General features: G+C 67.8%; 33 protein-coding genes. 6 read left to right on the top strand and 27 right to left on the bottom strand.

The window, feature by feature from the left end:
* Nucleotides 1–3: 3 nt before the first annotated feature.
* The 3 genes from I7S92_RS23405 to I7S92_RS20990 all read right to left on the bottom strand — a co-directional run bounded on the left by I7S92_RS23405 (nucleotide 4) and on the right by I7S92_RS20990 (nucleotide 1,620).
* Nucleotides 4–147 (bottom strand): DUF7697 family protein, encoded by a 144-nt coding sequence (locus tag I7S92_RS23405; protein ID WP_386002417.1) that lies wholly within the window; start codon nucleotides 145–147, stop codon nucleotides 4–6.
* A gap of 83 nt (nucleotides 148–230) precedes the next feature.
* Nucleotides 231–668 (bottom strand): phage-derived protein YdaY family protein, encoded by a 438-nt coding sequence (locus I7S92_RS20995; RefSeq protein ID WP_197647462.1) that lies wholly within the window; start codon nucleotides 666–668, stop codon nucleotides 231–233.
* Nucleotides 669–681: 13 nt separating this feature from the next.
* Nucleotides 682–1,620: a phage tail tube protein gene (locus I7S92_RS20990; protein WP_197647461.1), complete on the bottom strand. Its 939-nt coding sequence runs from the start codon at nucleotides 1,618–1,620 to the stop codon at nucleotides 682–684.
* 96 nt (nucleotides 1,621–1,716) lie between these two features.
* Here I7S92_RS20990 and I7S92_RS20985 point away from each other — a divergent pair, with 96 nt between their 5' ends.
* Complete coding sequence (locus tag I7S92_RS20985) at nucleotides 1,717–2,142, top strand: bactofilin family protein (RefSeq protein WP_197647460.1); 426 nt, start codon at nucleotides 1,717–1,719, stop codon at nucleotides 2,140–2,142.
* Here the strand turns inward: I7S92_RS20985 and I7S92_RS20980 are convergent.
* A complete protein-coding gene (locus tag I7S92_RS20980) occupies nucleotides 2,115–2,534 on the bottom strand; it encodes an acyl-CoA transferase (RefSeq protein WP_197647459.1) in 420 nt (139 codons plus the stop codon). The genes I7S92_RS20985 and I7S92_RS20980 overlap by 28 nt on opposite strands.
* 41 nt (nucleotides 2,535–2,575) lie before the next feature.
* Here I7S92_RS20980 and I7S92_RS20975 point away from each other — a divergent pair, with 41 nt between their 5' ends.
* Nucleotides 2,576–3,439, top strand: a complete 864-nt coding sequence (locus tag I7S92_RS20975) for a hypothetical protein (RefSeq protein WP_197647458.1) — start codon at nucleotides 2,576–2,578, stop codon at nucleotides 3,437–3,439.
* Between the two features lie 37 nt (nucleotides 3,440–3,476).
* On the opposite strand, the gene I7S92_RS20970 is transcribed toward I7S92_RS20975, so the two are convergent.
* The 7 genes from I7S92_RS20970 to I7S92_RS20940 form a co-directional block, all read right to left on the bottom strand.
* On the bottom strand, nucleotides 3,477–4,106 hold the full coding sequence (locus I7S92_RS20970; protein ID WP_197647457.1) for a DUF6441 family protein: 630 nt from the start codon (nucleotides 4,104–4,106) through the stop codon (nucleotides 3,477–3,479).
* 5 nt (nucleotides 4,107–4,111) lie between these two features.
* Nucleotides 4,112–4,423 carry a head-tail joining protein gene (locus I7S92_RS20965; protein ID WP_197647456.1) on the bottom strand — a complete coding sequence of 104 codons (312 nt, stop codon included), beginning with the start codon at nucleotides 4,421–4,423 and terminating at the stop codon, nucleotides 4,112–4,114.
* Nucleotides 4,423–5,436 carry a major capsid protein gene (locus I7S92_RS20960; RefSeq protein WP_197647455.1) on the bottom strand — a complete coding sequence of 338 codons (1,014 nt, stop codon included), beginning with the start codon at nucleotides 5,434–5,436 and terminating at the stop codon, nucleotides 4,423–4,425. The genes I7S92_RS20965 and I7S92_RS20960 overlap by 1 nt, the downstream gene beginning before the upstream one ends.
* 24 nt (nucleotides 5,437–5,460) lie before the next feature.
* Entirely contained in the window at nucleotides 5,461–5,826 is a 366-nt protein-coding gene (locus I7S92_RS20955) for a head decoration protein (RefSeq protein ID WP_197647454.1), read from the bottom strand.
* 4 nt (nucleotides 5,827–5,830) lie between these two features.
* On the bottom strand, nucleotides 5,831–6,844 hold the full coding sequence (locus I7S92_RS20950; RefSeq protein ID WP_197647453.1) for a head maturation protease, ClpP-related: 1,014 nt from the start codon (nucleotides 6,842–6,844) through the stop codon (nucleotides 5,831–5,833).
* A 4-nt stretch (nucleotides 6,845–6,848) separates the two neighbouring features.
* Nucleotides 6,849–8,285, bottom strand: a complete 1,437-nt coding sequence (locus I7S92_RS20945; protein ID WP_242070330.1) for a phage portal protein — start codon at nucleotides 8,283–8,285, stop codon at nucleotides 6,849–6,851.
* 92 nt (nucleotides 8,286–8,377) lie between these two features.
* The gene (locus I7S92_RS20940) at nucleotides 8,378–8,593 is read right to left on the bottom strand and encodes a phage head-tail joining protein (protein WP_197647451.1); all 216 of its coding nucleotides are present in this window, start codon (nucleotides 8,591–8,593) and stop codon (nucleotides 8,378–8,380) included.
* 48 nt (nucleotides 8,594–8,641) lie between these two features.
* Between I7S92_RS20940 and I7S92_RS20935 the strand changes: the two genes are divergently transcribed.
* Entirely contained in the window at nucleotides 8,642–9,256 is a 615-nt protein-coding gene (locus I7S92_RS20935) for a plasmid pRiA4b ORF-3 family protein (RefSeq protein ID WP_197647450.1), read from the top strand.
* Nucleotides 9,257–9,266: 10 nt separating this feature from the next.
* On the opposite strand, the gene I7S92_RS20930 is transcribed toward I7S92_RS20935, so the two are convergent.
* Together I7S92_RS20930 and I7S92_RS20925 are read right to left on the bottom strand one after the other, a co-directional pair.
* On the bottom strand, nucleotides 9,267–11,261 hold the full coding sequence (locus tag I7S92_RS20930) for a phage terminase large subunit family protein (RefSeq protein WP_197647449.1): 1,995 nt from the start codon (nucleotides 11,259–11,261) through the stop codon (nucleotides 9,267–9,269).
* Nucleotides 11,209–11,805: a hypothetical protein gene (locus tag I7S92_RS20925; protein WP_197647448.1), complete on the bottom strand. Its 597-nt coding sequence runs from the start codon at nucleotides 11,803–11,805 to the stop codon at nucleotides 11,209–11,211. Before I7S92_RS20925 ends, I7S92_RS20930 begins: the two co-directional genes overlap by 53 nt.
* Nucleotides 11,806–11,919: 114 nt before the next feature.
* On the opposite strand from I7S92_RS20925, the gene I7S92_RS20920 reads away from it, so the two are divergent.
* Nucleotides 11,920–12,189, top strand: a complete 270-nt coding sequence (locus I7S92_RS20920) for a hypothetical protein (protein ID WP_197647447.1) — start codon at nucleotides 11,920–11,922, stop codon at nucleotides 12,187–12,189.
* Nucleotides 12,190–12,284: 95 nt separating this feature from the next.
* On the top strand, nucleotides 12,285–12,500 hold the full coding sequence (locus tag I7S92_RS20915) for a DUF3489 domain-containing protein (protein ID WP_197647446.1): 216 nt from the start codon (nucleotides 12,285–12,287) through the stop codon (nucleotides 12,498–12,500).
* Nucleotides 12,501–12,559: 59 nt separating this feature from the next.
* Here I7S92_RS20915 and I7S92_RS20910 read toward each other — a convergent pair whose 3' ends face one another.
* From I7S92_RS20910 to I7S92_RS20900, 3 genes are read right to left on the bottom strand one after another with little or no spacing between them, the layout of a single operon-like run.
* Nucleotides 12,560–12,781, bottom strand: coding sequence for a DUF7220 family protein (locus tag I7S92_RS20910; protein ID WP_165054556.1), 222 nt, complete (start codon nucleotides 12,779–12,781; stop codon nucleotides 12,560–12,562).
* Nucleotides 12,778–13,782 carry a DNA cytosine methyltransferase gene (locus I7S92_RS20905; protein ID WP_197647445.1) on the bottom strand — a complete coding sequence of 335 codons (1,005 nt, stop codon included), beginning with the start codon at nucleotides 13,780–13,782 and terminating at the stop codon, nucleotides 12,778–12,780. The genes I7S92_RS20910 and I7S92_RS20905 overlap by 4 nt, the downstream gene beginning before the upstream one ends.
* Nucleotides 13,782–15,107, bottom strand: a complete 1,326-nt coding sequence (locus I7S92_RS20900) for a site-specific DNA-methyltransferase (RefSeq protein WP_197647444.1) — start codon at nucleotides 15,105–15,107, stop codon at nucleotides 13,782–13,784. Before I7S92_RS20900 ends, I7S92_RS20905 begins: the two co-directional genes overlap by 1 nt.
* Before the next feature lie 89 nt (nucleotides 15,108–15,196).
* Here I7S92_RS20900 and I7S92_RS20895 point away from each other — a divergent pair, with 89 nt between their 5' ends.
* Entirely contained in the window at nucleotides 15,197–15,862 is a 666-nt protein-coding gene (locus I7S92_RS20895) for an SOS response-associated peptidase (protein ID WP_197647443.1), read from the top strand.
* A gap of 391 nt (nucleotides 15,863–16,253) precedes the next feature.
* On the opposite strand, the gene I7S92_RS20890 is transcribed toward I7S92_RS20895, so the two are convergent.
* The 11 genes from I7S92_RS20890 to I7S92_RS20840 all read right to left on the bottom strand — a co-directional run bounded on the left by I7S92_RS20890 (nucleotide 16,254) and on the right by I7S92_RS20840 (nucleotide 25,235).
* On the bottom strand, nucleotides 16,254–16,634 hold the full coding sequence (locus I7S92_RS20890; protein ID WP_018303644.1) for a DUF6362 family protein: 381 nt from the start codon (nucleotides 16,632–16,634) through the stop codon (nucleotides 16,254–16,256).
* A complete protein-coding gene (locus I7S92_RS20885; protein ID WP_028720215.1) occupies nucleotides 16,627–16,827 on the bottom strand; it encodes a hypothetical protein in 201 nt (66 codons plus the stop codon). The genes I7S92_RS20890 and I7S92_RS20885 overlap by 8 nt, the downstream gene beginning before the upstream one ends.
* Nucleotides 16,824–17,363 carry a hypothetical protein gene (locus I7S92_RS20880; RefSeq protein WP_242070329.1) on the bottom strand — a complete coding sequence of 180 codons (540 nt, stop codon included), beginning with the start codon at nucleotides 17,361–17,363 and terminating at the stop codon, nucleotides 16,824–16,826. Before I7S92_RS20880 ends, I7S92_RS20885 begins: the two co-directional genes overlap by 4 nt.
* Before the next feature lie 412 nt (nucleotides 17,364–17,775).
* Nucleotides 17,776–20,205, bottom strand: a complete 2,430-nt coding sequence (locus I7S92_RS20875) for an AAA family ATPase (protein WP_242070328.1) — start codon at nucleotides 20,203–20,205, stop codon at nucleotides 17,776–17,778.
* The gene (locus I7S92_RS20870; protein WP_197647442.1) at nucleotides 20,172–20,939 is read right to left on the bottom strand and encodes a PD-(D/E)XK nuclease family protein; all 768 of its coding nucleotides are present in this window, start codon (nucleotides 20,937–20,939) and stop codon (nucleotides 20,172–20,174) included. Before I7S92_RS20870 ends, I7S92_RS20875 begins: the two co-directional genes overlap by 34 nt.
* On the bottom strand, nucleotides 20,939–21,145 hold the full coding sequence (locus I7S92_RS20865) for a DUF6511 domain-containing protein (RefSeq protein ID WP_197647441.1): 207 nt from the start codon (nucleotides 21,143–21,145) through the stop codon (nucleotides 20,939–20,941). Before I7S92_RS20865 ends, I7S92_RS20870 begins: the two co-directional genes overlap by 1 nt.
* Nucleotides 21,146–21,363: 218 nt before the next feature.
* Nucleotides 21,364–23,091, bottom strand: a complete 1,728-nt coding sequence (locus I7S92_RS20860) for a DEAD/DEAH box helicase (protein WP_197647440.1) — start codon at nucleotides 23,089–23,091, stop codon at nucleotides 21,364–21,366.
* A gap of 14 nt (nucleotides 23,092–23,105) precedes the next feature.
* Complete coding sequence (locus tag I7S92_RS20855; RefSeq protein ID WP_197647439.1) at nucleotides 23,106–23,729, bottom strand: hypothetical protein; 624 nt, start codon at nucleotides 23,727–23,729, stop codon at nucleotides 23,106–23,108.
* A gap of 101 nt (nucleotides 23,730–23,830) precedes the next feature.
* The gene (locus I7S92_RS20850) at nucleotides 23,831–24,706 is read right to left on the bottom strand and encodes an ATP-binding protein (protein WP_197647438.1); all 876 of its coding nucleotides are present in this window, start codon (nucleotides 24,704–24,706) and stop codon (nucleotides 23,831–23,833) included.
* Nucleotides 24,706–25,002 carry a hypothetical protein gene (locus I7S92_RS20845; RefSeq protein WP_197647437.1) on the bottom strand — a complete coding sequence of 99 codons (297 nt, stop codon included), beginning with the start codon at nucleotides 25,000–25,002 and terminating at the stop codon, nucleotides 24,706–24,708. Before I7S92_RS20845 ends, I7S92_RS20850 begins: the two co-directional genes overlap by 1 nt.
* Before the next feature lie 38 nt (nucleotides 25,003–25,040).
* Complete coding sequence (locus I7S92_RS20840; RefSeq protein ID WP_018303655.1) at nucleotides 25,041–25,235, bottom strand: hypothetical protein; 195 nt, start codon at nucleotides 25,233–25,235, stop codon at nucleotides 25,041–25,043.
* Nucleotides 25,236–25,285: the final 50 nt, after the last annotated feature.

Below are 25,285 nucleotides of genomic sequence, written 5' to 3'. Positions count from 1 at the left end.
GGGTCAGTCGCGGTTCGCCGCGATCTGATCGTTCACGCGGCGCACCATCACCGCCTCGATCTCGGGCAGCAGTTCTGCGATGGCGGGCGGGGAGATGCCAAGGGCGGCGCCCATCGCGAGCGCCGCACCCATGTCCCAGCCGATCACCGCGCCGGGGATCTCGCGCAGCTGTCCGCCGAGGCGCTGGACCAGGTCCCAGACTTGCGCGCCGTCCAGCGTCTGCGGCTGGTTCAGCTTTGCGGGGCAGTCGGGGCAGTCTCCGGCGCAGGCCGCGCAGTAGCCTTCGCCCCCGCCGAAGACCCAGTCGGCAAGGGCGCAGAGCCGTTTTTTTCCGCGTCCAACAGGAGGGCCTTCGCGACATAGGACGACTGGAATGCCTCGAAGGCGGGCCAGAGGTCGAGGAGTGCGTCAATCGCCTCGGGACTGACCGGCAAGGGCTGGCCCCCGGCATCGCCGATCCCCTCCCAGTCGAGGATCGCGCGCCGCGCCAGCGCCTTGGCCATGGCGAGCGCCGCCTCCTCGGTGGCGACCCCCTCGGGCAGATCGGCAACTGCGGGATCGCCGCGCGCCGAGACCATCAGCGCGGTGGTCAGCGGGCGCAGCTTCACGCGCACGCCGGGGACGAGGTCGCACCAGGACGGTGCATTGGTGAGATCGAGGGTCAGCATGACGGGAGGCTTCTCAATAGGTTGCGACAGAGTTGACAAGGACGGCGGTGCACATGCGGCCGGTGGTCTCGGCCCGGGCCGCCTGCCAGTCGAAGCTGGCCTGGATGCCCTGCGGGCCCGGGATCTCGATCCGGGGCCGCGGCAGGTAGACGGCATGGGCGGTGAAGCTGAAGCTCTCGCCCGAAGGCAGGGTGTAGGCGAAGCCGATCTCGCAGGGATCGCCGGTCTGCGCCTGTGCCACCAGGGTCTGGTCGGCAAAGCGGACTTCGATCCGCCCCGTGAGGGCGGCAATGGAGGGATCGGCCCCGTCGATCTTGCCGTCACTGCGGATGGTTTCGATCCGGTCGAGGCTATTGGCATAGGTGATCTCGGCCGAGACCACGTTGCCGAGGGCCACGCCATCACGGCTGATCGTGCCGTTGAAGTGCCCGAAGCGCCGCAACTCCAGTTCGGCAGGCGTGCCAGCCCCGCTCGCGGCGGCGATCGTCTCGCCCTGCGCCACCAGCCGGGCGGTGGCGGTGAGGAGGCCCGAGCGTTGCACCTGCCAGCTGAGCTGGTCCAGGACGCAGCCGGAATACATCGCATAACGCGGCACCTCCGGCATCCCGGTCTCGATCGACATCGACGGCAGGGTCCAGCTCCCCGAGCGGAACTCGTGGTTATATGGCCCCGTGCCGGTGGTGACCGGATCGCCGAAGGCCGCCTTCAGCCAGAAGCCGAAGGCCTCGGCATCGATCGGCATCACCACATCGCCATCCGCCGTCACCGCATCCTTGACCGGGGCCAGGGGATCGCGGCCGTAGCCCAGAAGCTCGCTCGACAGGAGCGGCTGCTCCGAGCCGAGCGTGGTGCTGGCAAAGGGCATCCGGGTGAAGCCGCTCACGGGCGGGATGCCGTAGGTGGTCTCGAACGCAAGCGCCATCTGCGCCCGCGCGCCTTGCGCACGTGCCATGTTCTTCTCCTTGCAAGAGGGGTGCGTTCCGCACCAGGATTGGCTGAGACGCGCGCAGGCAGGACAGCCTGCGCGCCAGAAGCGAAGGAATGCCGCGTGAGTTACCGGGACCTTGTCCAGAAGCCGGTGCTGACAGCCCCCGCCGGAGTGTCAGCCAGGCCCTCGATCCTCGCCGCCGATCTCCAGATCGACGGTCATGTCACCAGCACGGGGCAGATCCAGGTGCATTGCCAGATCAACGGCAACCTGGCGGGACCGCATCTGACGGTCGAACCCGACGCCAGGGTGAAGGGCGACATCACCGCCGAGCAGCTTGACCTGGGGGGCTCGGTCACCGGCGATGTCACCGCGGCGACTGTAAGCATCCACCCGACCGGCAGGCTCACGGGTCGCATCACTTACGGGACGATCAGCGTCGCCGCGGGGGCCTTCGTCGAAGGCGACCTGCATCGCATGGCAGCAGCGGAACCGGCGCTTACGGATCCGGTCGCGCCTCAGACGAGCGGGTCCGCCAGCGCGTAATGCAGAACCACGGGGATCACGGCGGCCTTCAGACCCGCCGCCCCCTCCACCGGCAGATCGACCGGGCGCGGCGCCTCCGCCTCGACCCAGTCGCAGAGCCCGCCCAGCGTGCGGTCGGCGGCAATCGCCGCGCCAATACTGGCGCAGAGCGTGTCGAAGGCCGCGTCACGCGCGGCGCCTTGGACCACCGCCTCGATCTCCGCCCGGTGCTGGTAGTGGTAGGCCAGCGGCGACAGCGTGACCTCCGGCTCCCCCGGTTCGCCATCGCGCAGGATCAGGAGGCCCGCAGCTGGCACGCGTTCGGGCAGCACCTCGCCGCGCAGGACGGTCGCAGGCAGCGCCGATAGCCGCGCGTGCAGCGCGGCGAGGATGGTTTCGCGGGGGGTGGGCATCGGATAACCTGCTAGCCTGTCATCATGGGAACTGAATCGGCATGTCGAGACTCAGACTATCGGCACCACTTCCATCCAACCTGACCAGGTGGCTGAACGACGTGCATCCTGCCTGGCTGCAACTGGGCGCGGGACCGTTCTACGATCTGGTGCCCTTCCACTCGCCTCGATCACCTCTGCACCTCGACTATCACGGCAATGCCGCTGACATTGCTGGATCGGTCATCTTCCGCAATTTGCGCCTTTATCTGACCCTGATCGGCGAAGGACGGATTGCGTTGCTGCCGAGCGGCGCCATGACCTCCGAAAGCCTCGATCTTCTGCTGACGACAATGGATTGGCCAGATTTCGACACTGAGATGACCAGGCATCTCAGACGCCCGCTTGATCAGGAAACCATCTGTCCTCTCGACTTCCTGATGGCACTCGCGATTGCCGCCCGCCTCATCCAGATCGATGGCGGGCGGCTTGCTGTGACGGAAGCGGGTCGCCGCCTGCGCGAGAACCTGATCGATGCATCGACGGTGCGGGCGGTTTTCGAAGCGGCCTTCGCGAGGGTCAACCCGAGAACCCTGACCAAGTTGGCGCATCCTTGGGTCCATGAGCAGGCGGGGATCGTCTTCTGGTGCCTCTCGATCACGGCCGACTTGCCGCGATCTGTACCCCAGTTGACGCGTTACTGCTTCGTGCCTCCCGAGAAATTCCTCGACGAACCGCTCAATGTGCTCGAGGTCTACATGCGGGCCGTCTATCTGACACCTTTGTCGTGGTTCGGTCTCCTCAAGTCGATGCCGGCGGTCGAAGCGACGCGAGTCCAGGATCCACTATACCAGAAGACGCCGCTCTTCGATCGGTTCATGCAGTTTGACATCGAGCGCGCTCAGCCCGTGGAGCGTCCGAACTGATCGAAGAGAGCGGCGCCGAACGATATCCGCCGGAAGATCACGCGCGTCCCTCCAACCAATTCGCCACGATCAACCCAGGCACGGCGTCATGCGCCCGCTCGGCGTCCCGCGCGAGGTCCAGCCGCTTCGGCAGCTTGACCTGCGGCACAAGGAGGAAGATCGGCGCGGTGACGAGGCCCCGGCCAGTCCTTGAGCGGGATGCGACCGCCCTGCCCTTCGTGTTCAGCCGTCCTTCGGCGACCAGGAGGCTCGGGCCAGTACGGCGGTAGATGAACCGCAGGCGCAGGCCGGTGCGGCGCTCCCACTCCCCGGGACTGATCCGGCCGCCGCGCTGTGACTTGCCCGCCGCCGCGGTTGGGATCGCCAGCCAGAAGCCGTTCCTGGACCGGATCAGCGGGCCGGTGTCATGCGCGCCGACGATGACCGGGGCCTTGGACCAGACCACGGCCGCCGCGTTCAGGCTGGCCCTGCCTTTCGGGAACTGCTCCGACCGGATGGTGCGGGCGAGCCGAGGCCCGAGGCCCGCGCCGGTGATCTGCCCGCGCCAGGCGGTCTTGAGGCCGGTTCCAGCCTCACGGATCGCCGCCGAGACCGCGCGTTCCCCTGCTGCGACCTCGGCCGCCATCATCGCGACGATGTCCGGATCGATGTCGAGCTTCAGCTTCATCGCCGTCACGCCGGGCGCAAATCGACGGTCCAGACCAGCCGCTCGCGGTCGCGGACGGGCTCACCCTGAATGAGGAAGGCCTCGCCGTCGATCTCGATCCGGTCGCCCGGGCGCGGGGCTGGCACCTCGGCCACGCGCAGATCGATCCGGGTGGTTTCCGACCAGAGCCGGGCATCGCCGAAGTCGGTGATCGCATCCGCGCGGCGCATGACCGCGCGGATCAGTCTGGGCGCGCCGCCATCCGCAACATGGACGACATCCCGTGCAAGATTGGGATCGGCGAAGAGTTCCTCCAGCGCGGCGACGAAGGCACTCATCACGTCCGCCGCGCCGAACGCAGAACCTGCGGGCGGGTGCAGATCGGCAGAGGATTGCTCTCGATCTCGAGGCGCACCCATTCGTCGCGGTCGCGGTCCGGGATCATGCGCGCATAGAGCGGCAGTCCCAGCGTGTTCACCGTCTCGAAGGTGTCGGCGGGGGCGTAGTAGATCTCGAAGAGGCCCTCGACACCCTCGGGATAGAAACAGGCCTTGTCGGTCGGCACGCCAAAGCCGAGGCCGCCCCGGTAGCGGCGGAAGGTGATGCCGCCAAAGCTGACCTCCTCCCCTACCCTGCCCCGCAGGTCCGCGGCAGCGGCGGTGTTGAGATAGGTCTCGCGCACCTCCTTGTGGGCCACCAGATCGGCGAAGAAAGCCGATCCACATTCGGCGCGCAGCTGCACCTGACCGGCGGCCAGCCCGCCAAGGCTGTCCTCGACACTCTCGATCAGCGCCTGGCAGCGCTTTCGGAGCGCGCCCGAGGCCGGACTCGCGTTGTCGAGGTCGAAGTCGACCTCGGTGGCGGGCGTGATGCCGAATTCGGTGAAGTAGTTCACCACCACCGCCCCGTCCTTGGGATCCTTCACCACGCCCTGGATGCCGTTGAAGAGGTGGAACTCGAAGGTGGCCTCGGCGTCATTCCTGAGCCGCCCCAGCTTGCGGGCGACCTCGGTCTGCACCTGCTGGGTGGCGGTTTCCGAACCGTGGTCGCGGATGCCCTGGATCTCCGAGGCCCAGAGCACGTCCTGCTTCTTGAACTGGCGCACGACGAAGGCCCGCATTTCGCGGCGCTCCGGCACCTGTTGCTCATAGGCCGAACCGCGCTGGGAGAACGGGATCAGCTGCAGCGTGCCGTCCCGGCTCTCGATGACGACGCTGCGCGCACGCACGCCGCGCGGGCCAAAAAGGTTCGCGCCCGAGAGGATCGCGGGCTTGAAGGGGATGTTCTCCAGCGCGCGGGTCAGTTCGATGATCGAGAAGGCATCGCCTTCGAAGATGTCCATGGTCGCCATGGGAATGTCCTTTCGATGGGGGGATCAGCGCAGGAGGATGCCGGCGGCCAGGAGTGCTGCATGCGCCGCGGCGATCTCGCCCTCGGTCGGCGTGCCAGCGAAGACCAGATCGTGGCGATTGACGATGGCGGGACCGCGCACCACCGCGACGGCCACGACCTCGCCAGCGCTGGCATCGGCGCGCCCCCAGAGCAGGGCCACGGCGGTCTCGGTGCCATCGACCGCGGCCGGGTCGTGGGCGGCATATTTGCCCGAGGCGGTGATCCTGCCCAGCACCGTTCCGGGTTCGAGCAAGCCTGAGGCGATGGTGATGGTCTCGCGGGTGTAGTCGCGGAAGGCTTCCCAGACGAGGAAGCCGCCGGGGTGTTTGCCTTCAACCAGCGTGGTCATGGGATCATCCTTTCAGCTTGAAGGTGCGGGCGATCACGTCGCCCCAGGGGCGGGCACTGGGGCTGGGCCCGGGTTGCGGGTGATGCGGCGAGATCTCGGGCGTGGCCTCGGCGCGGGAGGAGAGAAGGCTCGCGCGCACCGCGTCGAGGCCGGCGTCCTCCTCCAGGAAGCGCCCCGCCATCTGCGGCTGGCCCGCGAGACGACAGAGGTCGATCACGGCCCGGGCATGGGCGATGGCTTCGGCCCGGACGGCGGCAGGGTCGATGTGGGGCGGTGCAGCGTCAGGGTTCGACGGCCGGGCCGGTTCCGGGCCGGGCTCCAGCACGGTCGCAGGATCGGCTTGATCGAGGACATCCTCGGCGCCCTCGTCGGCTTCAACACGATCCGGTTCCGCTTCCTGAGTAGGATCGGCGACAGCGGCCGCAACCGCGTCCACCAGCACAGGCGGCGCGTTGCGGAAACGGCCGATGTCGAAGCTGGCGGCGATCCGCACCGGCTCGATCCTGCGGGTGGCCAGCCCCGCCTCCAGGGCCGCTTCCGCGTCGAACCAGGTCTCGGCCGCCATCAGGGCCGCGATCTCTTCCTCGGCGCGTCCGGACCGGGCCGCATAGCCTCGGACCATGCCGGCCGCGATCTTGTCCATGGTGTCCGCCATCTCGCGCATGTCCGCGGCGGTGCCCATGACCAGCCCCGAGGGATCGTGGATCATCAGGAAGGCGTTCTCAGGCATGACGATCTCGTCGCCCGCCATGGCGACGTAGGACGCGGCCGAAGCGGCAATGCCGTCGATCCAGACGGTGATGGTGCCGTCATGCCGCTGCAGGGCGTTGTAGATGGCCACCGCATCGAAGACCGAGCCGCCGGGGCTGTTGAGCCGCAGGTCGATCGGCACTGCGTCAGGCAGCGCGCCGAGTTCGGCGAGGAACCCCCTGGCGCTGACGCCATAGGCGCCGATCTCGTCATAGATCAGCACTTCCGCCCCCGTGCCTCGGGCGCGGATCGTGTACCAGCTCTTCATCCTGTCACTCCTGTTCGGGTTCAGCGTCCGCGCCGGATCCATCGGTGTCCGGGTCGGGCAACCTTGCGGGCGTGGCGCGTGCACCTTGCGCCTCGCCGGGGCTGGTCCGGTATCGGAGGCCCAAATCGGCCGACCGCCGGGCATCCGCCGCGTTCTCGCGGTCGACCTCCTCGACATCGTAGCCGGTGGCCTCGACCACCTTGCGCCGCGAGGTGATCCCGGCCTCCAGCGCCAGGACCTGTGCCTGGATATCCTTCAAGGGATCGACCCAGTCCCAGCGCGGCGGGATCCATTGTGCCGCGCGGAACCGGCCGGGCGCGGCGGCAAACCCGGGCAGATCGAGCGCACCCGCGAGCGCCGCCGTCTCCATCCAGCGCGCCCAGATGGGCCTGCAGAACTGGTGCACAATCACGCCATGCTGCAGTTGCCCGATGCGGCGACGGAATTCGACCAGTTCGGCCCGAAGGCTGGAATAGTTCGCCTGCCGGACATCGCCGGTCACGAGGTGATAGGGCAGACCGAGCGAGGCCGAGACCGCCAGCAACGTACGGTACTGGAAAGCCTCGTAGCCCCCGCCCACATCGGCCGGAGACGAGAACTTCACATCCTCACCCGGCAGCAGCACCTGCATCGTGCCGGGCTCGAGGCTGGCGATCGCGGCACCCTCGGGGTCGGCGGCCCCTTCACCCATCATGGGCTCATCCGGCACGGTCTTGGTGATGAAGCCCGCGAACATCGCCGCGGTCTTCTTCCGGTCGAGTTCCGCGTCATCGTACTGGTCGAGAAGGAACAGGCGCACCATGGCGGGTGCGACATGCGGCAGCCCCCGGATCTGGCCTGCATCGATGGGCCGGTAGATGTGCAGCACCTCCTCGGCCGGCACGCGAATGGTGTCGGGGACCGCCACCGGCAGGTCCGTGCTGTCGCCCGGATGGCGGCGGCGGAAGTGATAGGCCACCCGCCGCCCTACGCGATCGAACTCGATCCCGCAGCGGATCCGGTTGCCGTTGGGTGCAGTTTCCGTCTTCTCGAAGGGCAGCATCTCGGACTGCAGAAGCTGCAACTGCATGGGCACCAGCAGACCATCTTCGGGCCGACGCGCGCGTAGCCGGACGAAGCACTCGCCGGCGACGAACATCTCGCGCGCGACCATGGCCTGCAGCCCGTAGAAGTCGGTCAGCGCATCCGCATCGGCCTCGTCGGTCCAGGCCAGCCAGAGCTTCTGGACCCGATCGCGAAGGTCCGCAGCCTCGATCAGCGACGAGGGCTTGATTCCGTCGCCGACGAGGTTCGCGGCAAAGGCCTCGCAGGCATTTGCCGCATAGCCGTTGGTGACCACCAGTTCGCGGGCACGGGCCAGAAGGCGCGGACCACCCGAGGCCACCAGCGCGTTGATGTTCTCCAGGGGCGGGTTCCAGCCCCGCAGTCGGCGTTTGGCCATGGCGCCTTCGAGCCGGGCGCGCATGGCTGCAGGGCCACCGGTCGCCCCGCCAGCAACGGCCCCGCGGCGGAACCTGTCGAACAGCCCCATGTTCAGAGCCCCTTGTCCGTCATGACGCGCACCTGCCGCACGATCCTTCGCCCTTCGGCCGAGGCGATCTCGCGATCCAGCACCTCGAGGGCCCGGTCGATCTCCGCCACGGAGCGATAATCCACGGTCTTGCCGTCATAGCTGACCCGTGCCACGCCCGAGGCGCGCTGCGCGGCCAGCGCCTCGCGGCGGGCGCGGAGTTCCGTGATTGTCGCCATGACGGCCCGCCTCTATCCTGCCCGTGACCCGTCCCGACCAGGCCCGCCATGACCGACCGGATTGCCCGCCTTCGCATCGAACTTCTGCATCTCGAGCCCTGCATCTGGCGTGAGCTCGAGGTCAGCCTGACCACCAACCTCCGCGCCCTGCACGAGGTCATCCAGGCGGTGATGCCCTGGGAGAACACCCACCTTTACCAGTTCAGCATCGACGACCGCGTCTATGGCGAGCCCGATCCCGAGGATGCGGTCTGGGGCCGCAAGATCTACCAGGCCAAGGGCATGCGCCTCGGCACGCTGATCGATCGTGGCATCACCGAGATCCACTACACCTACGATTTCGGGGACGACTGGCAGCATCGCGTCCTTGTCGAACATGTCGGTGCAGCCGATCCCGATATCGACTATCCCCTCTTCGTCGCGGGCGAACGCACCGCACCGCCCGAGGATGTCGGCGGCCCGCCCGGTTTCCTGGACTTCGTCGAAGCCATCGCAAACCGACGTCATCCGCAGCACAAGGAAATGGTCCGCTGGTATGGCGGCCCGTTCAACCCGGTCGACTTCGGGGAGGCCGAGATAGCGGCGCGCGTGCGGAAGCTCGCTGCGAAGAGGAAGATCGCCCTCGACGCATTCGCTCGCAGCCGCCAAATCCTGCAGCAATAACCTCCTGCCCTCACCCCATGTAGCTCGACCGCACCGTCCGCCGCCGTGCCGATGGCCGGGATGGCTGTGTCGGGGGCGCGTCACCCGTCTTCCCTTCCCCCGTCACGACCAGCTGTCGCTCCAACTCCTGCCACCGCGCCTCGGGCCAGCGGTCCGCGCCTGCGATCCAGGCGGCGGCGCGGGCATAGACCCGGCAGTCCAGCGCCTCGTTCCGCTCGCGCAGCTTCTGCCATTCGAGCTTCGCGAACCCGCGCCTGGTCTTCACCGTCACCAGCTGCTCGGCGGTCAGCTGCTTCAGCCATTCGCTGTCGACCCAGTCCGGCAGATGTACGGTTCCCGCCGGAACCAATGCACCGGCCGTGATCTCCTCCCTCGTCGGTCGATCCTGCCGCAGGAAGCGGTAGGTTTCCGCCTTGAAAGTCGAGGTCGCGACCGTCCAGAGCCGCGCGCCGCGGCGCAGACGCTTGCCGGCAACGGTGGCATCGACATAGGTCGGACCCGTCACCGGACTTGACCGGTTGAACCCCTCCAGCCCCTTGACAGGAGCCACCTGGCCAAAGCCCGTTTGACGTGCCCAGGCATAGACCGCCGCCGTCTCGTATCCGGTGTCGATCGCGAGCCGGGCGATGGTCATCGGCGTGCCGCAGGCATGAAGCCAGGTCCGGCCGAGGAGACTGCTGAGCCTCTGCCAGGATCCCGGATCGCCCGGTCCCCCTTCGATCACGACGTGATCGACGAGCCAGCTTTGAAGCCCCCTGCCCCAGGCCCAGATATCGACCTCGATCCGGTCCTTCTGGACATCCGCCCCGGCGGTCAGGAACAACCCGCCCGCAGGGACGGTGCCCGGTGTCCAGTCCTCCTTCAGCCCCTGCAGCCGCTGCCAGTCCGGTGCCTCCCCGGTCTCGACCCAGGTCTCGCCGAGGATGGTGTTGCGGAACGCCTTGATTGCATCAATCGACCCTTGGGCCGCGTCCCATGCCCGAACGATCCGCTCCCAGCTCAGCCAGCCGATCGGCGAATAGAGCGCCGAGAGGTGATACCCGACCGTGGTCGGATCGGCGGCGGTCGCGGTCGCCCGCCATTCGCCGCCCTCCAGCATCGCCGTCTTGTGGTGTTCCGCGATGGGCTGATCACAACCCTCGCAGATGTATTCCGCCGTCTCCGGGCGGCCCTTCTGCCAGCGCAGCCTGTCGAATTTCAGCCACTGCATCGCGCCGCAATGCGGGCACGGCACGAAGAACCGGCGCTGGTCGGACGCCTCATACTCGCGCTCGATGCGCGAAAGCCCCCGGATCGTCGGGGTCGAGACCAGGAACACCTTTCGCCGGTGCGCAAAGGTCAGCGACCGCGCCTCGGCCAGCGTGACCGGGTCACCTTCCTCGTCGGCCGAGGCGGGATAGGCGTCGACTTCGTCGAGGAAGATGTAGCGCGCCGGGGTGGACCGGAGTCCGACCGCCGAGTTGGCCCCGGTCATGATCAGGATGCCGCCCGCGAACTCCTTCGACAGCATGGTGTTGCCCGCATCGCGCGAGCGCGCGGGTTTGACCCGCTCCCGCAGTTCCGGGCTCTCGTCGATCAGCGGGTCGATCCGCTGGCGCGAGTTGCGCTTGGCCAGCTCGACCGTGGGCTGGACCGCCAGCATCGGCCCTGGCGCCTGGTGGATTGCGAAGCCGATCCAGTTGTTGCCCGCCTCGGTCGCGCCGACCTGCGCGGCCTTCATGAACACAATCCGCTGGGTCGGATCGCCGGGCGAGAGCCGGTCCATGATCTCGCGCATGTAGGGCGTGCGCCCCGTGCGATACCGCCCCGGTTCAGCCGAGGCGCGGCCCGAGAGCATCCGGTGCCGGTCCGCCCATTCCGAGACGGTCAGGTCCGGGTCGGGCCGTAGCCCGTTGCCCCAGGCGCGCAGGATGTCGCCCGCGCCGTCGAAGTCCTTCAGGCCATCGCCGCTCTCACCGGAAGTCGGGCCGGACCTCGGCGAGTTCGTCGAGGTGGGCGCGTACATGTTTCTCCAGCACCTTCTGCATCGCGGCTGGCTCCAGGGTGATCTGTTGGCCCGTCGCGTCGCGGCACGAGGCCGAGAGCTCGGCCGCCATCAGCGCCGCGGCGCGTGCAGGCCAGGTCACCCACGTGTCCCGTTCCTCCCGCGCGAGCCGGAACACCAGCGCCAGCGCGCGGGCCCGCTCGATCAGCTCCCCCTTCAGCTTCTGGAGCCGGATGCGCCGTTCCTGCGCCTTCAGTACCTCGTTGGCGGTCTTGGCCTGCAGGAACGTCGTGCCGCCGCCGATGGCCGGGACCGCCAACCCTTGTTCGCGCAGCGTGTCGCCGACGGCCGCCACCGCCGCCTCTGGGACCGGCTTCAGCTTCGGTTCGGGTGGCTTCCGGGTCTTGGACGGGTCCGTCGTCTCGGCACGCCTGGCGTCGCTGGCGGCCGCGTTGATGCTGCCATCGGGATAGAGAACCAGCCGTTCGGCGGTCTTCGCCTTCTGGATTGCGCCGCGCGACAGCCCGACATGGGCGGCGTACTGGCGCTCGCTCATGCCCTGCATCCGCGGCTCCGATTATCATTCAGATTCAGGTGCTTGATTTACGTTGATAAGCATCGCGGACAGAGCGAACACGGATGCAGGACAACGAAGAAACCCCACCACGGAGCCACCCCGATGACCCGCCTCAACCCGATCACAACCCCGCGCCATGAACTCCGCGCCGAGAAGGCCCGGCGCAACAAGGAAGCGGCCCTGAACGCCTTCATCGGCAAGAAGGCCGAGATCGACGAGATGCTCGCCCGCCTGCAGGCCCTCAGCGACGACCATTTCAACTGCCACCCCGACGAGGTGGGCTGGGCCATGGTCGGCACCCTCGAACACTACGCCAGCCTCCTGAAGCGCATCACCGACAGCGCCTTCGGCGAGGGCGAGCACGCCCGCTGATCTCCGGCGCCGCCGGAACTCCTGCCGCGCGCCCTGCGCGGCTTGGGGTCGTAGAAGGCTCCGCATCCCGCGGGCCCGAACACGGAGACGACCCCATGACCAAGCTTTCCGATACCAAGCAGGCCACCCTGATCGCCATGCTGCGCGCGCCGGAAGGCGCCACCATCGACGAGATCGCCACCGCCTTGCAGTGGAGGCCTCACACGGCGAGGGGCGCCCTTGCCGGGGCACTCAAGAAGAGGCTGGGGCTGACGATCACCTCCGAGAAGGTCGAAAACAGGGGGCGGGTGTACAAACTCCCTGCCGCCTGACGCAACTGGGCCCGACGAGTCGATGGCCGCCGTCCGGGAGACCGGGCGGCGGCTTTTCATCATCGGCCCCGGATCCGGATCGTCTCGAACAGCCGCCGCAGCAGGTAACCACGCGCCAGCGAGACGCCGACGAAGGCCAAGCCGATGGTCAGATGCTCCCCGAGCCCGGTCTCGATCCCGAACCACGGGAACACGACGATCTGCGTGGCGATGGCCAGCACATAGCCGACGACGACATTCGTCGCAGCCTCGACCATCGACATGGCGCGGGACTGTCTCATCGCAGACCCTCCGGCAGGCATTCCAGAAACGCCGTCACGAACTCCGCCGCGAGCGGCGGCACGATCGCATTGCCGTAGCCCCGCAAGAGCCCCATGCGGCCGGATATCCCATCAGCCAGCGGGAATGTTCCGGGCTCAACCGGTCGCCAGCGCCCATCGCGGCAGAGGAGCCAGTCCGGATCGCGCCAGACGCCGTCCGTCGCGCCGGTCCCGGCGGGATCGACGAGGGGTCCGTCCAGTTCAGTAGCGCCACGGTCCTGCGGCTGGCATCGGTATTGCCGGCTGCGTTGTAGCTCTCTGTGGCCGGCGATCCGGCCATCGGCGTCGGCCAGCCCGCCAACCAGACCTGTCGGCCCAGCAGCGCATTGATCGGGACATTCAGACATTCCGCACCGTCCTTGTGATCGCGCGCCGAGGCCGTGGCCCAGCCCGCCATCGCCGGGTTCCATGGCGACGGCGCCGAAGAACAGCCGCTGGCGGATATGCGGGGCGCCGATGCACGCAGCCGGCAGATCGGCCGCCGCGACGGCGTAAGATGCCGCCTCCAGCGCATCCGCCAGAGCGTCGAACCACGCCCAGCCAGCCGTGTCCGCAGCCGCTGTTCCAGCCATTCGGCCAGACGCTCCGAGCACCGCCGCGCTGGCAACCTGCTCGCCGAAGACGAGGTCCGGGCGGCAGGCGGCAACGAGGCGCAGGAATGCGGGGGCGAGGTGGCGGTCATCGTTCTGTCCCTTGCGCTGCCCGGCCTGGCTGAACGGCTGGCAGGGCGGCGAACCGGTCCAGACCGGCCGGTCCTCGGCCACGCCGGCGAGGCGCAGCGCATGGGGCCAGCCGCCGATCCCGGCGAAGAAATGGCATTGCGTGAAGCCCCGCAGGTCGGACGGCTCCACGTCGAGGATGGAGCGTTCATCCACCTCGCCTGCGGGCAACTGGCCGACCGCGATCAGTTCCCGCAGCCAGGCACAGGCCGCGGGGTCGGAATCGTTGTAATAGACGGCCATCAGGCGGCAGCGTCTGTATCTGTGTCGGGCCCCAGCCGCTCGGCCTTCACGGCTGCGAAGGTTCGGCCATCGCCATCGAGGATCGCATCCTTGCCGGTCTCGGCCTGCCAGCGCTCCACGGCGACATCGACATAGGCGGGGCTGATCTCCATCGCGAAGACGCGGCGATAGTTGGCCTCGCCTGCCATGATCTGCGACCCGGACCCGGAGAACGGCTCGTAGCAAAGCCCGCCGCGTGCCACATGCTGGCGCATCGGGATGCCGAAAGCATCGAGCGGCTTCGGCGTCGGATGGTCGGGGCGCTCGTCCTTGGCGAAGGATGGCATTTCCCAGGTCGAGGGCAGCGTCTGCTCGGCCACCTTCGGCGGGCGGTTGGGGCGGCGCCAGCCCATGAAGCAGGGCTCGTGCTTCCAGAGGTAATGGGAGCGGGTCAGAACCCCGCGGTCCTTCACCCAGATGATCTGCTGATGGACGAAGGCTCCGGCCTTTTCCCAGCAGGCCTCCAGCATCGCCTGGCGGCGCGAGGCATGCCAGCAATACCAGGCTGCATCCTCAGTGATTGCCTCGGCGACAGCGGCGGCGATGAAGCCGTCGTAGAGTTCCGCGCCCTGCGAACTGTCGTCCCAAGTGACGCCGTAGGACTGCGACCAGTCCTTGTTCCGCGTCGGGTGGTTCGAACCGTCGTAATCCACTAGGTATGGCGGATCGGTGGCGAACAGGATCGCCCGCTCGCCGTTCATCAGACGGCGCACATCGTCAGGGCTGGTGCTGTCGCCGCAAAGCAGCCGGTGATCGCCGAGGATCCACAGGTCGCCGGTGCGCGACGCCGGATTGCGCGGCGGCTCGGGGATGGTCACCGGCGGCACGGAGCCCCCGGCGCCAGCTTCCTCGCCATCGCCTTCCGGCACGAAGGCCAGAAGCTTGTCCAACTCGCCATCCGAGAAGCCGACCAGCGACAGGTCGAAATCTTCTGCGAGCAGGTCGTTGAGTTCCGCCGACAGCAGCGCCTCGTCCCACGTGCCGAGTTCCGTCAGCTTGTTGTCCGCAATGCGGTAGGCACGCCGCTGCGCCTCGGTCAGATGCCCCAGCACGATCACCGGCGCCTCGGTCAGACCGAGCTGCGTCGCCGCCAGGACGCGGCCGTGGCCCGCGATCAGCTCTCCGTCCTCGGCCACAAGGCAGGGCACGGTCCAGCCGAACTCGGCCATGCTGGCGGCGATCTTGGCGACCTGGTCGGCCCCATGCAGCTTGGCGTTCCTTGCGTAGGGCACGAGGCGTGCAAGCGGCCAAGTCTCGATCCGCTCGGGGGCGAAGGCGAGGGTCATGAGGGTTCCTTGCTGAACTTCGTCCCGTTCGGGCTCAAGTTCCCGGACGGGATGCGCTACCCTTCAGGGCGCGCGGGAGGGCATTGTCGATGTGCGGACGCATCACGCTCGCAGAAATGAGCTGGGCCGAGTTCCGATCCTGGCTGACGCTGGCGAGCGCGCCCCAAGGGGTGATCCCCAGCCGCTACAACGTGGCGCCGACGGCAATGGTGCCGATCGTTCGAACAGGGGAGGAAGGCCCCGAGGGTGCGCTGGCCCGCTGGTGGCTCATCCCTGGCTGGTATCGCAGCCCGCTCGCCACTTGGAAGGCCAGCACCTTCAACGCCCGCGTCGAAGAGGCGGCGCGCAAGCCCGCTTTCCGCGATGCATGGCGTCACCGGCGCTGCGCCGTGCTGGCGAGCGGCTACTACGAGTGGCAGCAGCTCCCTGACGGCAAGCACCCGCATTACATCCATCCGGCCGGCAACGCGCCGGCGCTGCTGATGGCCGGGCTCTGCTCCGAGGTGCGCCTGCCCGACTTCGAGGGGCTGACTTGCACCATCATCACCGAACCCGCACGCGGGCCGATGGCGGCGATCCACGACCGCATGCCGTTGCTGATTGCACCCGAGACGCTGCCCGATTGGCTGTCGGGGGTCGTCGGTGTAGAGGTGCCGCGGCTGCCGCTCGATGGCCTGACGTGGCACGAAGTCGGCCGCGCCGTCGGCTCGGTTCGCAACGACGATGCGAGCCTGATCGAGCCCATCGAGGTGTGAGAGCAGGTGGCTCCCGGTCGGTGGAGTCCAGCAGCGGTGGATTCCGGAGTCCAGGATTTCCACCCCGGAGTCCACCATGCAAGTCTCTGTTATTGCGTTGTTATCTCATCTTGTGCGGTGGCTTCCGGCCGGGGTGGCTTCCCAAAAATCCGGCCCTGTCGCTAGCGATGCGCCGCGCTTCGCCCGCCAGCATACGAAAACGCCCAGGAAGGAACCGGAAACTGCCGTGGGCTGGACCCCGGCCGGACCCTCGCTGGATGCCGGGGTCCAGAAGGCCCCCGTCAACGCAAAAGGGAGAGCGGGCTTTCCAGCGCACTCTCCCCATCTTGCCTTCGGAATAGCACGGATCTGTTGCAGATGTCGAAGGAAAAAGTGTTGCAACACATTGGAGTCACTGCGCATTCAGGCGCGCGGCGATCTTCGTCAGCGCCAGTTGCCAGCGCCGCCATGCGGTCGTGCGGTCGCAGCCGAGTTCCCCGCTGATCTGCTTCCACGGCACACGGGCCGCGCGGGACCAAACCAGCTTGCGCTCCGCCTCCTCGATCCAGAGCACCCAGTCGAAGGTCTGCTCGAGCCGGGTGATCGCGGCGGCCGAGGGCCAGACCCGCATCGGCTGCGGCTCCATCGCCGCGATCTCGCGGCTGGTGCGCACGATGTCGGGCCAAGTGTTGAAGTAGCCTTGCGCCTTTACGGGCGGCAGCTTTCGCAGGGTGCGGAACGCCTCCTCAAAATGATCGGCGACGCAGTCCGCGGTCCATTCACGATCAGCCATGGCGCGCCTCCCTGTCGGAAGGGCGCGGGCCGTAGAGCTTTTCGCCCAGCTGGCGGACCAGTTCACGCTCGGGCCAGGTGAGGCGGTCGTCATCGGCGGAGACCGCGAGGACGCCCTGTTCCTGCCAGCCCTCGCGCTTGACCTGTTCGGGATCCCGGCGCCGACCGCCGTAGCCATGGGGGTGCCACCTCATGCGATACCTCCCTTCGTCTCGATCGCCCAGAGCAGGATGGCGATGGCGTCGGCCTCGTTGTCGTCGGCGGGGCTGAAGCCGCGGGCGCGGACGGCGGCGACCATCGCGGCCTTGTCGGCGTTGCCCCTGCCAGCGGCATGACGCTTGATCGTGCCGACCGGGACGCCCTCGTAGGGCACGCCGCGCAGTTCCGCCCATGCGGTCAGCGTGGCCATGAGCCCGCCGTAGATATGGCTCGCGTCGGTGCCCGCGTGGCGGCGGACTTCCTCGAACCAGATCGCGGCGACTGGACCGGACAGCCGGTCGATCTCGGTCAGCCAGTTGGTGAAGCGCAGGTAGCGCATGCCGCCGCCGTCGAAGCGGCCGGGGCGCAGCGAGACGGTGCCGCTGGTGATCAGGCCGTCATGGCCGCGGATCGCCCAGCCGGTCGAGGTGCCGAGGTCGAGCGCGAGGATGCAGCGGTTGCGGGGCGTGTCGAGCGGCAGCGATTCAAGCCTTGCGCCGTCGCAATTGGGGATCAGAGTCGGCTGAGCCATGATGGGTCTCCCTTGCCGGTGGCCTGTGGTGGTGGAAGACGACGGCGGTCTGGTGCTTGGCGGTACGGGGCCGCCGTCGTCGGATCGTCCTCGGACCAAGGTTTCGGCCCGGGAACATCGCCCAGGGGTGGGTGGTGCATCCCCGCCCTTGCGGGGGGTGCACCCACCCCTTTAGGGGGGCTCTTTCCGAAATCTGGAATCTGGCGCAACCCACTGATATTTATTGCAGACTCCAGATTGCGGATCAGATTTCGGACGACCCCCTCCGCAATCTGGATCGCGGCCATCAAGCATTTGAAATCACGGCAGAAAAGCCAGATTCCAGATTGCGCCGGGATTCCAGATTGCGCGAAATCTGGCCAGATTTCGGGATCGACGCGCCAGATTGCGGATCGTATCGGGGCGCCCAAGCTCATCCCTCAAACCCCTCCGGATAGACCCAGACAGCGGGGTTTTCGACCGGCAGGAGCGCTCCGGTTTGGGGGCATTTGTAGTGACTCGGTAGCACCGGAATCCGCGCCAAGCGGACTTCACCGGTGTCGGGATCCACGACCTCGTCACCGATCGCCAGCTCCATGAACTCGGTGCAGAGATAGCCATACTTGCTGCGATCCGTCGGCAGGCCGAGGGCGCTGGCAGCGTCGCCCTTGACGAACTTGATGACCCCCTTGGTGGTCAGCACATTGAGGCGGTCGCGGATGCTGGTCTGGCCGCTGAGGCCGCTCGTGTTCTCGAAGGACTCGGCGAACAGGGTCATGGTGTACATCCGGCCCGTCAGGGCCTCGTTCATGAGGATGTGGACGATCGCCTCGCCCTTGCGGTCGCGCTCAGCATCGTGCTTTGCCCCCACCTCAGCGCGCACCAGCCGTTCGTTGATGGCGTTTATCTCGACCCATTCGCCCCTGACCTTGTCGATCAGCTTGGCGGTCAAAGCTGGACCGTTACGCAACTCGATCTCGAGCTTGCGCTGCGGGTTGTCCTCGTCGGGGCGGTGCAGGATCAGGCCGGTGGTGTAGAAACCCCTGAGCGCGCTGGCCCCCGAGAGGGCGAGGAAGGGATCATCCTTCACCTGCTGCTTGCTGAGCTTCTTGGTATGGTGGACCAGGATGACGCCGCAGTCGTGGCTGATGTGGTCGCGCAAAACCTCGACTCGGTCCTTCAGGAAGAACATCATCGCGGCGTTGTCGTTCTCGCCGCCGCCGTCCGGGCCGCCGTCGAAGAGATTGCGGATGGGGTCGATGCAGATGATGTCGACAGGATCGCCCGGGAAAGCATGCCGGATAGCTTGCGCCACGCGCACGCTGCCCTCGGTGTCCAGCAGCATCTTCAGCTTTGGCGTGGCAACCAGGTTGTCGCGGGCGGCGATCAGAAGCCTCGCGGGCAGCGTCACCTGCTGCATGCGCTCCCGCAGATAGTGATACTGGATCTCCGCCTGCAGGTAGAAGATTCTCAGGGGCCGTGGCGGAGTGAAGCCGAGGAATGGCTGGCCCGCCGCCATGTGCACGAGCCAGGAAATCAAGAGATCGCTCTTGCCGACCTTGGGCGCGCCGCCAAGAACCAGAAGCCCCCCAGGCGTCAGGACGCGCGGCGCGATGATGTCGGCGGGCATCGGGCTCTGGTCGTCGAGTAGCGCACCCAGCGTGAATGAGGGCAGTTCATTCGGCACAGGTGCTGCGCTGTCGAGCCGGATCAGCGGTGGTCCATGATTCTCGACATGGATCGCCCAGAGGCGCTCGGACTCGCGCTTGAGCCTCTCCACCGGCCACTGGGGCCGCAGCATGGCGGCGTTGTAGCCACAGATCGCCTGCCAGCCCTCGTCCTTCGACATCCGGCCCTCGTGGACCATGCGGATGAAATGGCCGATCGCGGCCGATGCCCCCTCGAAACGGGACCAGTCGTCCTGCCCACCCTCGCGCACCGGGGTTACCAGCACATCGTCGACGCGGGGCTTGTCCGGCGTGGCGAAATCCGGTGCCTGACTGATACCGGGTGCAGGAGGCATGTCGGCCACAGCCTCGATGAACTCTCCCACATCCCGCTCGAGGCCCGCGTTCAGTTCGACGATCCGGACCTGCGTCTTGAGGTTGTTCTTGTAATAGACAGACCCAGCCACCCGGATCGGCTGGTGGGCCGAGCGGAAATGCATGTCGCCCCCGACCTTGGCGGCAATGTCGCCGCGCAGGCGCGTCACGCGGGCGATGTCGCTGCCCTCGGCGGGTTCTGTGAGTTTCCACCAGACATGGGCCTTGCGCTGCCCCTCGGCCGTGACACCACCGCTTTCCACGACCATGGTGGGCGGCCCGAGATGGCGCTCCAGATGAGCGCGTTTGGCGGCGATGTCACCGCTGTCGATGTCCACGACCACGGCCTGCATCTGCAGGATTTCCGTCGCCTTGGCATGGCCGACTGCGGCGACCGTGCCGGGGATGACATAGACTGCGGCCCCCTCACGCGAGGCCCATGTGGCGAAGGTGGCCATCTTTCCAGCAACACCCGCCTCGGCCTCGATCCAGATGTTGTGCGGGCGGCCGTCGATGCCCTGCCCCTTGTCGATGAAACTGCGCACCGGGATCAGACCGTCGCAGTAGCCAAAGACCACCTCCATGAACTGGGTGATCTGCTCGGGGTCGGGCTCGTCGCCGAAGACATCGGCCGTCGGGGCGGCATCGTTGAAATCCCGCCAGGGGTTGAAGTGGACGAGATTGCCCGTCGATGCGTCGGGCGGGGCGGAGCGGTCTTCGTAATCGGCGGTCATGGGCGCATCCTCAAGTGTCTGGGGTGGATCGGGCGGCTCGACGGGCGCGTTGCTCATCCGGGCAGCCCCCAGCAGCGCGCGGCCCATGGGCAGAAGCGGCATTCGAAGAAGTCGCGGTTGGTGCCGATACGGGGCAACAGCTCGCCCGCATCGGTCGCCTGCAGGATCCGGACGCCCCGGTCGGACATGCGCTGCGCGAGATCAGCGTCGAAGGCGACCTGCTCGTGGTGCAGCTCGGCGGTGTCCTTGTTGATCGCGGTGAAGAGCGCGGGCGCGGCCGAGATGCCAGGGACCGTTCCTTCCATGTAGGCCTGATAGACCGCGATCTGGGCGGCGTAGACCGGCTTCGACTTCGTCACGCCGTCCTTGACGCAGGCGCGCCAATTCTTCGCGTTCATGGTCTTGCATTCCCAGAGCGCGGGAACGGCGAGACCGAAGCCTTCGGGCCCGGCGGCGACGATCCCGTCGACATGACCGCGGATGCGCCCGCCAGCGACCGAGAAACCGAACTGGCCGCCATCGGACCGGTTGCCCTTGCGGGTGTATAGGTCGAAGCCCGCGCCGCGCAGCCAGGCGACGGCCAGATCCTCGAGCGCGTGGCCGATGGCGAAGATGCGCAGCGCCTGCCCGGTGAACTCCTGATCCTCGTCCTTCGGCGTCGAAGTGAACTCGAACTGCAGGGCGCGCTCGCAGGCATGGCCGAGGCGCGAGCCGCCGAGATAGTCGCGGGGCGGCCGCGTGGCTTGATCGGCGGTGAGCGCCTGATCGACGGCGGCGTTGACCCGGTCGGCGAAGCTGGGACGGCGATTATAGTCCAGCATCAGAAGGGGACCTCCGACTGGCTGGCAATCTCGGCCATCTCGGCGCGGAAGGCCTCGACGGTGGCGACGATCAGCCGGTGCATGTCATTCTTGGTCAGCCCGGCCAGCGGTCGGTCCCAGCCGATCCGCTCCATCTCGGGGGCGAGCGCGCGCATCACGGCGGGCAACGCCTGGCTTTCCTCTTCGGTGAAATCGACCACGCTCATTCCTTTCCTCGCTTTGCGGGTGAAGGCCGTCTGGCAGCCCATGGAGCAGAACCAGCGGCGAGTGCGCTTGGGGCGCAGCCGGCTGGGATCGAACCAGCCAAAGCCGCGGGTGCGGGATGTGCAGACGGCGCAGAGGATCGGCCGCGGATGCCAGAGGCGATCATGGCCGGGCCGATCCGGACCCAGCGCGGGCGGCGCCGGGATTTGCGCGCCATCGTTCACGCGGCCCTCCGCTCGGGCTCGGCGGCCATCACCAGCCGGCGGATGTCGCGCTTGTTGAACTGGAACGAGATCAGCGCCGAGGCGCGGTATCGCGTCAGGCCGAAGTCGTGGCGGCATTCGGGGGGCAGGAATTGCAGCTGCTTCTCGGTCGGCGGCTGACGCAGCCAGGAACGGGTCTTGAAGGCGCTCTCGTCGCTTTCGTGCTCGTTCAGCCAGTCATCGGCCTGCGCAAGGCAGACTGTCCGCTCGCCGATGCCGAGCAGGCGTGTCGTGGCGCCGCGCCGGCCCCCGACCGCATACCATTGGCCCTCCAACCAGAAGATGCCGCCCCAGGCGGTGAAGCCGGTGGCCATCAGCGCATCGTCGGTGCCGAAGAGATCGACCCATGCGAAGCTGGACCGCTTCAGGAGGTCGATCTCGGTCATCATGAAACCCGACAGCGGGACAGTGTCGCCGCCTTCGCCGGCCCCTTCGTCCTCGCGCGGGAACGCCTCGCCGCAGAGCGGGCATTCGCTGGCGGCCAGGGGGATCTCTGCCTCGCAAGCCGGACAGGTCTTGGTGGGGGCCTCACCGGTCTCGGTCTTGCCGTCCAGATCGACATCCTGTTCCAGCGTGCCGTGGATCAGGCTCGATGTCCCGAAATCCAGCACGATGCAGTCGGTCTTGACGATGCCGGGGTGTTCTTCGGGATCCACCGTGCGCAGGCCCCGCCCGACCATCTGGATCATGGTCGACTTGTAGGAACTCGGCCGCAGCAGCACGACGCAGGAGGTGGGCGGATGGTCCCAGCCCTCGGTCAGCACCGCCACGTTGACCACGACGCGGATGTCCCCCGCCGCGTAGTCGGCGAGGATCGCCTTCCGCGTCTCGGCCGCCAGATCGCCGTGGATCAGCGCGGCGGAAACGCCAGCTGCCCTGAACGCCTCGGTGACATGCTCGGCGTGCGCGACGGTGGAGCAGAACACCACGGTCTGCCGGTAGTTTCTTCCATTCCCTGTCGCGGCTCCACCGCTCCCCGCCTCTTGCGCCTTCTCCTTCCAGTGCCGGATCACCTCGTCGGTGACGGGGGCGCGGTCCATGATGCCCGCCACCTCCGCCATGTCGAAATCCGACATGGTCTTCCGGACCGAGCGCAACTCGTCCTGCACGCCCACATCGATGACGAAGGTGCGCGGCGGCACGAGGTGGCCAGAGGCGATCAACTCGCCCAGCCGGACCTGGTCGGCGACGTTGTCGAAGACCTCGCGCAGGCCCTTCCTGTCGCCCCGGTTCGGCGTCGCCGTGACCCCGAAGATCCGCGCGTCGGGATTGGCCTCCCGCACCCGGTCGATGATGCGGCGGTAACTGTCGGCGACGGCATGGTGCGCCTCATCGACAACCAGCAGGTCGAGGCGCGGCATGTCGGCGAGGTTCGAGTCCCGCGCCAGCGTTGGCACCATCGCGAAGGCGACCTGGCCGCCCCAGGACTTCTCGGTGGCGTCGATCACCGATGTGGTGACGCCCGGCACCACGCGCTGGAACTTGGCGCGGTTCTGCGCGGTCAGCTCGTCGCGATGAGCCAGCACGCAGGCCTTGGCGCCGTCGCCGATCATCTCGCCGGTGACCGCCGAGAGCATGATGGTCTTGCCAGCACCCGTGGGCGCCACGCCCAGCGTGTTGCCGCGGGAAGCGAGCGCAACCACGCTGCGCTCGACGAAGGTCTTCTGGCGGGGGCGCAGGCGCATGGCCGGGATCCCCCTTACTGCGCCCAGCTCGGCCGACCGGCAGCGCCGGGGGCGGATTCGGGCTGGCTGGGCTGGGTGGCCGTGGCGGGCTGCTGCGGGGCGTGGCCCTGCGCCGGGGCGGCGGTGAACTGCGGCGCGACCGTGCCCATCAGCGCGGCGTAGTCGCGGTGATCGGGGGTGACGGCGGCGCGGATCTCGTTCTTGTCCTCGCCGTTGGTGTCGGTGCCGATGTCGATGCGGGCGACGAACTCGACGCCGTCGAGATCACCGAAGCCGTTGATGCGGCGGCGGGCCTGCGCCTCGGGCGAGTTGTCCTTGTCCGACACGCCGCGCGCCGAGTTGAGGATGCCGCGGATCAGGCCGCGCCCCATGTTCGCCCAGTCCGGGCCCTTCGGGCTGTAGAGACCGATCAGCGACCAGATCTTGCGCCGGGCATAGGGACCCTCGAGCACCGTATATTCGGCGTCGAGATAGACGGCGCCGGTGGCGGCGCGGCGCGCCCAGCCGCCGGTCCAGCCCTGCGAGGGGTCGTCGAAGCCGCCCGGGCGGAGCGTCAGGCGAACCTTGGCGAGCGTGCCCTTGGGGATGACGTTGGTGTTGGATTGGGCGGAGTTGAAGTCGTTCCAGGGTCCGGACATTGCGCGGCTCCTTTCAGTTGGAGGATGGGACGCGCAGCGGCGTCAGTGGGGAAAGGCCACCCCGGCGACCGGATCGGGACACCGGGCATGGCGAGTTGGGCTCAGCCATGGTCGGGCTCCTGCGCGGAGGCGGGATCGGTGGGCGTCACCGGCGGCCAGGTCAGGCGTTCGGAGGCAGGCGCCGCGGGACGCTGGATCTTCTCCATCAGCCGTCCGAGATGCGGGGCCTCGACCCTATCGAGGCGACCAGAGCGGTCCTTGGCCGGATAGCCCCATGGGTTCAGCGTCTGGCAGACGAATGCGCGCTGCGGCTGGCCGTTGACATCGGCGATGTCGGCCATGGTGATGACCTGATCGACGATCCCGGGCAGTTCGAGTCCGGTCTTCGAGCCGTCGATCTGCGGCTGGAAGACCTTGCGGTTGAAGTCGTCGAGCCGCTCGTCGAGGATGCCCACGAACCAGACATGCTTGCCGCGCGTGTGCTGCAGGTGGGTCAACCACCCAATCATCTCGCGGCCATGCAGACCGTAGGCGCCACGGATGTCGGGCTTGCCGGTCTTCTCGGAGAAGGCCTCGGGCTGCCCACGGCACCACTGGAAGCAGAGCCGCCCGGCCACGGTGATCGAGTCGATGAAGACGGTCTCGTACTTCCCGATCACCGCCGGATCGCCGTATCGGCCGCAGACCTCGTCGAAATGCGCCTGGCTGTAGGGCTGATCCTCGCGCAGCGCCGGGTTCGGCCCGCCGATGAACACCGCAAAATCGCGGCATTCCTTCCAGGTCCGGGGCCGGAGCGTGTCGATCTCCAGCCCCTCGACCGCCAGATCCCCGGCCTCGAGGTCGAGGAAGAGCGTGGCGGATGGATTCAGCGTCCAGAGCAGGCTGGTCTTGCCGATGCCGGACCGGCCGAAGATGACGCCTTTGATCCCCTTGCGCTGCGCGAGCCGTTCGTCGGCCCCGATGATCGGAAGGGCCATCACTGGCCCTCCTTCTTCATCACCGCAGCGGCGGCGCGGTCTGCGCCGATGCACCCGGCCTCGCGGGCGAGCTTGTAGAGCCGCTTCAGCGCGTCCGCGCGGCGGTAGGCGGCCGTGCTCTCGCGCTCCGCTTCCACGAGCGCGAAGGCGATCTCGTCCAAGGTCGCCTCGACGACCGGCAGCGGCTCGCGCGGCTCGTCACCGGGGCGCTGCGGGAAGGCGATGGTTTCGGGGAGGTCTTCGAGGGCGTAGCTCGCGGCGCGAAGACGGGTGATGTCGTCCGGCTGGTCCGGCATGGCTTTTCTCCGTGAGATGATGTGATTGAGGAGGCGCATCACGCGGCCTCGCGGACGTCGGGCGCGGGCTCGGCGACGTAGATCGCCAGCAGCGGAGTCCCGTCGGCATGGGCGCCGGCGTCCTCGATCTGATAGTTGCGGTTGGGCTCGCAGACCTCGGTCAGCTCCCAGCGGCGATAGAGCCCCGGAAGACGCCTGAAATCCTCGAGCGACAGATCGGCAGTGCGGTTCATGCGTGTCTGCTTTCGGTTGGAGGGAAGGCGCTCGGGGCGCTCGAATGGGA

Origin of the sequence: Tabrizicola soli (assembly GCF_015999335.1) — a bacterium.
GTDB classification, from domain to species: Bacteria; Pseudomonadota; Alphaproteobacteria; order Rhodobacterales; family Rhodobacteraceae; genus Tabrizicola; species Tabrizicola soli.
Note: the sequence above shows the minus strand (reverse complement) of the source record. Positions and strands in the feature narration are given on the sequence as shown.